Below are 7,549 nucleotides of genomic sequence, written 5' to 3'. Positions count from 1 at the left end.
GAGATGTTTCAGTCAGTTGATTTTATACAATCTATTAATAGTGAATTATTAAGCGAGCTTACTTCTACACTCTTCTTCCATTGCTTTTTTGCACAAATAAAAACCTGATGAGATCAGGTTTTTAGGAAAAACTATTCAGATACTTGCTCCGTTTCAGCCAAAACACGGTTCACACGTTTCTCAAGCATTTTCATACCGCTTCCGCCGGCTTGAAAGTGACGGAGCTGTCCTGTTTTATCAAACACATAATACGCAGGTACATATTCATTTTCAAATGCATCGGTTAAAGCATGGTCACTGTCAACAAAAATCGGCTGAGTGATATCGTGTTCAGCAGCTGTTTCTTTAATTTTACCAAGGTCAAGATCATCTTCGGAACGGGGCATATGCACAGCTACAACATTCAGTTGATCTTTATATTTATCACGAAATTCATTCACTTGCGGCATTGCTTCTTTACACAAGTGACAGCTGATGGACCAGAAATGAATAAGCGTCGGTTTTTCCCCGATCAATTGCTCTCTCGTCACTTCACCATTTAACCATGCTTTTTCTCCCGCCAATTCAGGCATTGGCTGACGTAATTTCATTGCATTTCCCTCCTATTAAACAGAAAAGCCTAACGGATATGCTAAACCTTTCGTTCTTAGAAAGATTTACAGTGTTTTTTGGCCTGGTTTCCAGTTAGCCGGACAGAGTCCGCCAGTCTGCAGCGCCTGAAGAACACGAAGCGTTTCATCCACATCACGCCCTATGTTGTTATGGAAAACAGTTTGATATTGAAGCTCCCCTTCAGGATTCATAATAAACAATCCGCGTAAAGCCACACCTTCTTCTTCGATTAAAACACCATATTCCCGGGATACCTCATGGTTTGTATCAGCAGCAAGCGGATATTTCAGCTGGCCAAGACCGTTTTCTTTGCGGTCTGTATTGATCCAAGCTAAATGAGTATGGATCGTATCAGTTGAAACCCCGATGACTTCTGCATCAAGATCTTCGAACTCGTCATAGCGGTCAGACATTGCTGTAATTTCTGTCGGACAAACAAAAGTGAAGTCCATTGGATAGAAAAACAACACCGTCCATTTGTCGTTTTTCATGTTTTCCTCAAGACTTACTTTGCCAAATTCTTTGCTTGCAAGGACTGCTTCCATTTCAAAACGAGGAGCTTGTTTACCTACCATACGTTCTGCCATATGTATCCCTCCAATTTTATTGTTTGGCTTAAACGTCGACATTTCATAAAAACAAAGGTTTATTAACCATATTTTGTTATATTGCAACACCATTATATAAATGCAGATTTCCTAAGTCAATTTTTAACAAATCATGTATGTCTTTGGCTTCGACATTTTTGAATAAAACGTTTAACATGGTCATGTACAGGGTATCTAGTCTCAATGTGCAGCAATCAATTCAGAAAAGGAGCTCAACATGGACTTTATTAATCAATATGATTGGGCGGGACTTATTACAAATGCCGGTGTTCTGCTCATTAAACTTGCTATTATGATATTGCTCTATTTTATCGTTCGATCATTAGGCATAAAAATCATTAAACATCTATTTGCAAAATTCGAGGAGCAGAATAGTTTGTCTATCGGACGTGCACATACGCTCCGAAGCCTGACTCTTAACATATTTGCCTATACATTGATTTTCATATTCTTCGTCATGGTTCTTGATTTGTTTCATTACGATCCAAGCGCTCTTTTAGCGGGGGCAGGAATCGTCGGCCTGGCTGTCGGATTTGGCGCCCAAGGGCTTGTCAGTGACATCGTGACAGGTTTTTTTATTTTGCTTGAGAAACAATTGGATGTTGGAGATTATATTACGGTTTCTACCTTTGACGGAATTGTCGAACAGGTTGGCTTAAGAACAACTCAAATCCGCAGCTTTGACGGAACACTGCATTACATCCCCAACAGAAATATTACAAACGTGAGCAATCATTCACGGGGAACCATGCAGGCACTTGTTGACATTAAAGTGCCGGCTGAAAGAAACATTGATGAAATGATTCACATTTTACAGCAAGTATGTGATGAAACGGCAGCCGCTCTTCCGCAAATAAAAGAAGGCCCAAATGTCATCGGGATTCAAGAACTGGGGACTTCTGAAATTGTGATCAGAGTCATTGCAAAAACAGAAAATATGGAACAGTGGCGAGTCGAGCGAGTGCTTAGAAAGGAAATAAAAACTGCGTTTGACCGCGCTTTTCCTAAAGAAACTGAATAATAAAAGAACCGAAGCTCTTTGCTTCGGTTTTTATGTTACTGAATTCTGCTTTCAACTTCGCTGCAAATTTCTTCAGCCGTCATCCCGGAAGCTGTAATGACAGGTGCTTGTGTTACCGTATCGGCTATCCCTTGCACATTATTATCAAGACCCGTTACGACACAGCAGTCACAGCCTTGTGCATCGGCAGGGCTTTTCATCATTACAACGTCATATCCTTTTTCTTTTAAAGCAGCTTCTACATCTGATAACGATTGTTCAATTCCAATTTTTTTAGCCATTATTGAACACCTCCGTTTACTAGAGTGCTCATTTTATGGAATTTTATTCTTTCATTTGTCCTTAATTGGCATAAACAGAAAAATAACCGGTCATGACATTAACCGCTGTTTCTATCGCATTTTCATCGGGGTTCAGCTTAGCGTGATGAAGCCCGTGTTCAGAATCAGCGCCGAGCCAGAACATAAAGCCGGGATATTTTTTCAGCATATAGCCAAAATCCTCCCCAGTCATTGCTTCTTTTGCTTCAATTACTGTCGCCAGTTGATGTTCAGCAACAAAAGACATAAATTCTTCTGTCAGTCCGTTCGTATTGTAAACTTGGTGATATACAGACGGATAAGTCACTTTTCCTTTGCAGCGGAATCCAATTTCGATTCCTTTCACTATATCTTCAATCCGTTCCTTTACCTGTTTCATCGATTCTTCAGAAAGCGTGCGAATCGTGCCTTCCAGGTGGGCCGTTTCGGCAATGATATTTTGTGCCGAGCCTCCGGTAATGGTACCAACTGTAATAACAGCGCTGTCTAGCGGATCTGTGTTTCTAGAGATGATCGTTTGCAGCTGGGTGACAAGTGTACTTGCCGCTACAACCATATCCTCAGCCAAATGCGGATATGCCGCATGTCCCCCTTTGCCTACCAGATCGATGACAAGCTCTGATGTATTCGCAAATAGAAGGCCGCTTTTTGTCGCAATGGTGCCTACCGGAAGCTCTGGTGCAATATGAAGCGCAGTGATGAAATCAGGCTGCCACTTTTTTAATACATCGCTCTCAAGCATTGGTTCCGCACCGCCAGGCCCTTCCTCTGCCGGCTGGAACAGAAAAAGCAAATCATGTTTGACTGGATGGTGAACAAAATGATCAATAATGCCGAGCGCAATCGTCATATGCAAATCATGTCCGCAGGCGTGCATGTTGCCGGGATGCTCTGATGTGAATGGAAGACCTGTTTGCTCTTCGATGGAGAGCGCGTCGATATCCGCTCTGTACGCCAGCATTTTTTCCGGCGCCGTCCCGTTCACCTTTACAAAAAGCCCTGTTCGCCATTTTTCAATTTCAATTCTGTCTTCGGGATATTGTTCTAAGACATGTAATAAATACTGCTGGGTTTTGAACTCCTGAAACCCAAGCTCCGGTATCCGGTGCAAATCTCTGCGGATTGCGATGAGCTCCTCTTTCTTCATTTTTCATTCCTCCTGGCTATACGAATAAGGCGTGGATATATTATCCACGCCTTTTTTATCAAACTTTCCTTACAGCTGGCGTAATTCCTGCTTGATTTCAGTTTTGCCTTTTGTTTTTTCATCAATGTCTTTGATTTTCTTAGCTGGTGTGCCTGCTACAACAGTGTATGGCTCAACGTCGTTTACCACGATCGCTCCAGCAGCAACAACAGCTCCTTTACCTACTGTTACGCCTTCAAGCACAACAGCATTTGCGCCGATGACAACATCGTCTTCAATCACAACCGGTTTAGCGGATGGCGGCTCAATAACACCCGCAAGTACAGAACCCGCGCCGATATGGCAGTTTTTCCCGACAGTAGCTCGTCCGCCAAGCACAACGTTCATATCAATCATTGTGCCTTCGCCGATAACTGAACCGATATTAATAGAAGCGCCCATCATGATGACTGCGTTATCACCGATTTCAACTTGGTCGCGGATGATCGCGCCAGGCTCGATACGCGCTTTGATATTTTTAAGATCAAGCATTGGGATCGCAGAATTGCGGCGGTCATTTTCAACCACATAGTCTTCGATTTTGCTTTGGTTTTCTTCAATTGCTGTTTGAATTTCGCTCCACTCACCGAAAACGACACCAGTGTTTCCGTTGATAAAAGCTTTCGCAGCTTCGCCGAAATTGATGCCTTCCAGCTCACCTTTCACGTAAACCTTTACAGGTGTAGATTTTGTGCTATTTTGAATAAATGAAATAATTTCATTTGCGTCCATCATTTTCATATGTATAGTCCTCCTCCTGATTTTCTACCTCATTACTGTATCAAAGGAAAGATACAAAGACAAGAAAAAAAGGAACAGCCGCTTTAGCAGTTCCCGGTGGGCTATCAGACAGCGCACCCGCTTTTCTTAGCGAATTGTTTCCCGAAGTTTATTAATTCATCCTCTTCTTCACCTTCTGGATTATTTTCGATTTTTACCGAAGGGAGCACAATGTCGCCACCGCGTTCTTTTATTTTTGCCTCAAGCGTATCAACCGCTCCACAGAAAAATTCATATGCTGTATCACCGGAACCGAATACAGCGCATGTTTTGCCGGAAAAATCAATCTCATCCATGTCTTCAGCCAGATCTAAAAATTCATCAGGCAGATCGCCGTCTCCCCACGTATAGGTTCCCATTATAATATGGTCATAATCGTTAAACAGCTGGGCATCACTAATATCCATTGCTTCGAAACGGTCCACTTCTGCTTCCGCCTCCTGAAGCCCCTTCTCAATCAAATCTGCCATTGCTTCAGTGTTGCCTGACATTGTTGCATAAACGAGCAAAATCTTCGCCAATTCTTTATTCCTCCTCTAATGAATCATTGCAGAAACTTCGTACGGCTGGACAAATTTACATTCATACAAGCCCGCACAAAAGAAATTCTCTTTCTGATTGGCCACTCTCCATCCATGCCCCTTAATGGTATCGAACCATTTTAATGACCGGGCTTCGAGATCAACCTGGTAAATTCTCGAAAAACCATTTTCATCTTGTGTCGTAGTGACATATATAATGCCATCATCCTCTGAAAGATCAAGAAATGATTCTTCTTTTCTGATCATACTGGATTGTATAGTGAATTCTTCATCAGTCAAAAGATTCCGTACAGTGACAGCTCCGTGCTTTCCTTTCACAGAACCCATCGCCGCCACCAGCCAATTTTCATTGAACACGAGCATGGATGCCGTCATCCGTTTTTTTTCTTTTTTGACAATTCGGACAGTGTCACACTTAATGTCATAAGCCCAAATGCCGCCAAAATATTCGTGTATTTGCGTGCCGATGAAAAGATTGTCCCCATGCAGGCATAACGACCGGATAACAGGAGGATTATCACATTCAGCAAAAGGTTTGGCTACGCGCCATGAGACACCAAAATCATCCGATACATAAATACAATGCTTGCCATGGGCGCAGACAAATCCGTTGTTTCTGCCGGTAATCGCCCACACTGTTGCATTTGTCGGAAAGCTCGACATCGTCCAGGTTTTCCCTTCATCAGCTGAACGAATGACCATTCCCTTTTCACCGACGCCAAATAAGTAAGGCCCTATATAACTGATACAGTGTATCTTACTTTTCAAACGAAAAAGCTTTCTCCAGCCCCGCTCCATAGAATAATGAAAAATGCCTTCTCTTTGTACCGCCACAAAATATCCAGAAAACGCCGATGCCGTGACAGCAGTTGCTCCTTTATGAAACATGGCTTTTTTCCTTGCTTATATAATCTGCCCATGCAAGAAAACCTTTCGCAAACGCTCGGCAGCTTTCCACATCTTCATCTGTTTCAGGGGCTAATTCGATTTTTAGTGTTTCCTGGTACACAGCAGCTCCGGACTCTTGCAGCATGACACTGAACAAATTCACCGCTTCGCAAAACTTTGGATAAGAATAATCGCCAGATCCGAAGCAGGCTGTTTTTAAACCATTAAGCTGAAGCTGTTTGACCTCTTCGAAGAAATCCTCCGCCTCGTAGGGCAAATCGCCGTCCCCCCATGTATAAGTGCCAATCAGTACATAATCATAGGATGTTAAAGCCGACGCATCCGCATCGTCTATCTCGACACAATCAATATCCAACTCATATTCCTGAAGCGTTTCTTTTATTATGAAGGCAATGTCTTCTGTATTTCCTGACATGCTGGCATATGTAATCAAGGCTTTAGCCATGTTATCACCCCATTAATTGATAATGATTTTCAATATCATATGTATCACTTTAAATGATAATGATTCTCACTGTCAACATATAAATAAAAAAAGACAGCACATCGCTGTCTTTAAAATGGATTTTCCTGATCCAGCATATCCTTTATTACTTGTACAAAAGCTTGGACTTGTTTCAGTTCAAAGGCAGGCTCATAGCCTAATAACCATGTATCCCGACCGATCGGATGCCCTTTCAGGTCTAACAGAGGCATTTTATTCACTTTATCTTCATTTTGAAGGGTAACAGACGGCAAAATGGCATAACCGATTCCGTGCAGCGCCATCTGTTTGCACGTTTCAATCTGATCAACCAATATCGTCTGTTTTGGCGACGTTTTAAATTTTTGGTGCCACCAGTGCTGTATTTCCTGAAAATAAGTACTGTCACTTTTAAACTGGATAAACGGTCGTTCTGTATGGGCAATATCTTCGATGCAGGAAATTTCAGTATCTACTAAATACAGATGATCTGTCATTAAGTAATCTTTGCGGCCCTTCCACTCAGGGTTGCCTCTTATTATGCCGATATGAACCTGATCCTCATATAAGCTTTTCAGCATTTCGCTGCTCCACCCGGTTATGAGCGAGATCTTTGCATTCGGATACTTTTCAACATACGTCTTCAGGACTTTAGGGAGCCAATGCTGACCGATTATAGAGGCGACGGCAAGCTTCAATGTGCCGTGAATTTCACCTTCAAGTTCATCAATATTTTCTCTTATTCTTTCCTGCTCTAATGTTACATCATTCGCAAACTGAATGATTTTCTCCCCGGCCGGCGTTACCGTTAATCCTTTTTGGGACCTTAAAAAGATTTTTGTGCCCCACGCCTTTTCAATGGTTTGTAAGCGCTGAGATAAAGCCGGCTGAGATACGAAAAGCCGTTCCGCCGCCTTTCTCATGTTTAATTCCTCAGCTAAAACTACGAGCATATGAAGCTCTTGAAGCTGCATGTCGTCCTCCTTTTTATTATCAATAAGTTTTTCTTATCTCCCATTCTAATAAAACCTTAGTTTCTGATTCAAGCCCTATTCTCATTTAAATTATGTATGCGCTTTCTTTTTTACTCTGTCAATATAATAAAAAT

Annotated in this window: 10 protein-coding genes; 1 reads left to right on the top strand and 9 read right to left on the bottom strand. The window is 42.1% G+C overall.

The window, feature by feature from the left end:
- Window positions 1-131: 131 nt before the first annotated feature.
- Window positions 132-590: a thiol-disulfide oxidoreductase YkuV gene (ykuV, locus tag C1T29_RS08780; protein ID WP_069838844.1), complete on the bottom strand. Its 459-nt coding sequence runs from the start codon at window positions 588-590 to the stop codon at window positions 132-134.
- 66 nt (window positions 591-656) lie between these two features.
- Window positions 657-1,199, bottom strand: coding sequence for a biofilm-specific peroxidase AhpA (gene ahpA / locus C1T29_RS08775; protein WP_014663800.1), 543 nt, complete (start codon window positions 1,197-1,199; stop codon window positions 657-659).
- Between the two features lie 238 nt (window positions 1,200-1,437).
- Between ahpA and mscT the strand changes: the two genes are divergently transcribed.
- A complete protein-coding gene (gene mscT / locus C1T29_RS08770) occupies window positions 1,438-2,241 on the top strand; it encodes a small-conductance mechanosensitive channel protein MscT (protein WP_071580642.1) in 804 nt (267 codons plus the stop codon).
- A gap of 35 nt (window positions 2,242-2,276) precedes the next feature.
- Here mscT and C1T29_RS08765 read toward each other — a convergent pair whose 3' ends face one another.
- The 7 genes from C1T29_RS08765 to ccpC all read right to left on the bottom strand — a co-directional run bounded on the left by C1T29_RS08765 (window position 2,277) and on the right by ccpC (window position 7,415).
- Window positions 2,277-2,522 (bottom strand): YkuS family protein, encoded by a 246-nt coding sequence (locus tag C1T29_RS08765; protein ID WP_003232382.1) that lies wholly within the window; start codon window positions 2,520-2,522, stop codon window positions 2,277-2,279.
- A gap of 61 nt (window positions 2,523-2,583) precedes the next feature.
- Window positions 2,584-3,708, bottom strand: a complete 1,125-nt coding sequence (locus C1T29_RS08760) for an N-acetyldiaminopimelate deacetylase (RefSeq protein WP_103748823.1) — start codon at window positions 3,706-3,708, stop codon at window positions 2,584-2,586.
- Between the two features lie 69 nt (window positions 3,709-3,777).
- Entirely contained in the window at window positions 3,778-4,488 is a 711-nt protein-coding gene (dapD, locus tag C1T29_RS08755; protein ID WP_014663797.1) for a 2,3,4,5-tetrahydropyridine-2,6-dicarboxylate N-acetyltransferase, read from the bottom strand.
- A gap of 104 nt (window positions 4,489-4,592) precedes the next feature.
- Window positions 4,593-5,048 carry a flavodoxin gene (locus C1T29_RS08750; protein WP_069838847.1) on the bottom strand — a complete coding sequence of 152 codons (456 nt, stop codon included), beginning with the start codon at window positions 5,046-5,048 and terminating at the stop codon, window positions 4,593-4,595.
- A 15-nt stretch (window positions 5,049-5,063) separates the two neighbouring features.
- A complete protein-coding gene (locus C1T29_RS08745) occupies window positions 5,064-5,957 on the bottom strand; it encodes a WD40/YVTN/BNR-like repeat-containing protein (RefSeq protein ID WP_095431408.1) in 894 nt (297 codons plus the stop codon).
- Complete coding sequence (locus tag C1T29_RS08740; protein ID WP_103748824.1) at window positions 5,947-6,423, bottom strand: flavodoxin; 477 nt, start codon at window positions 6,421-6,423, stop codon at window positions 5,947-5,949. The genes C1T29_RS08745 and C1T29_RS08740 overlap by 11 nt, the downstream gene beginning before the upstream one ends.
- Before the next feature lie 110 nt (window positions 6,424-6,533).
- Window positions 6,534-7,415: a transcriptional regulator CcpC gene (ccpC, locus tag C1T29_RS08735; protein ID WP_014663793.1), complete on the bottom strand. Its 882-nt coding sequence runs from the start codon at window positions 7,413-7,415 to the stop codon at window positions 6,534-6,536.
- Between the last annotated feature and the right edge of the window lie 134 nt (window positions 7,416-7,549).

The sequence above is a fragment of the Bacillus sp. MBGLi79 genome (genome assembly GCF_002953915.1).
The sequence above is the reverse complement of the archived record's forward strand: the minus strand, read 5'-3'. Positions and strand labels throughout refer to the sequence as shown.

Excerpts from the sequence above, each read along its gene's own strand:
- C1T29_RS08765 (WP_003232382.1), bottom strand. The coding sequence starts at position 2,522 with ATGGCTAAAAAAATTGGAATTGAACAATCGTTATCAGATGTAGAAGCT.
- ykuV (WP_069838844.1), bottom strand. The coding sequence starts at position 590 with ATGAAATTACGTCAGCCAATGCCTGAATTGGCGGGAGAAAAAGCATGG.
- dapD (WP_014663797.1), bottom strand. The coding sequence starts at position 4,488 with ATGAAAATGATGGACGCAAATGAAATTATTTCATTTATTCAAAATAGC.
- C1T29_RS08740 (WP_103748824.1), bottom strand. The coding sequence starts at position 6,423 with ATGGCTAAAGCCTTGATTACATATGCCAGCATGTCAGGAAATACAGAA.
- C1T29_RS08760 (WP_103748823.1), bottom strand. The coding sequence starts at position 3,708 with ATGAAGAAAGAGGAGCTCATCGCAATCCGCAGAGATTTGCACCGGATA.
- ccpC (WP_014663793.1), bottom strand. The coding sequence starts at position 7,415 with ATGCAGCTTCAAGAGCTTCATATGCTCGTAGTTTTAGCTGAGGAATTA.
- mscT (WP_071580642.1), top strand. The coding sequence starts at position 1,438 with ATGGACTTTATTAATCAATATGATTGGGCGGGACTTATTACAAATGCC.
- C1T29_RS08745 (WP_095431408.1), bottom strand. The coding sequence starts at position 5,957 with ATGTTTCATAAAGGAGCAACTGCTGTCACGGCATCGGCGTTTTCTGGA.
- ahpA (WP_014663800.1), bottom strand. The coding sequence starts at position 1,199 with ATGGCAGAACGTATGGTAGGTAAACAAGCTCCTCGTTTTGAAATGGAA.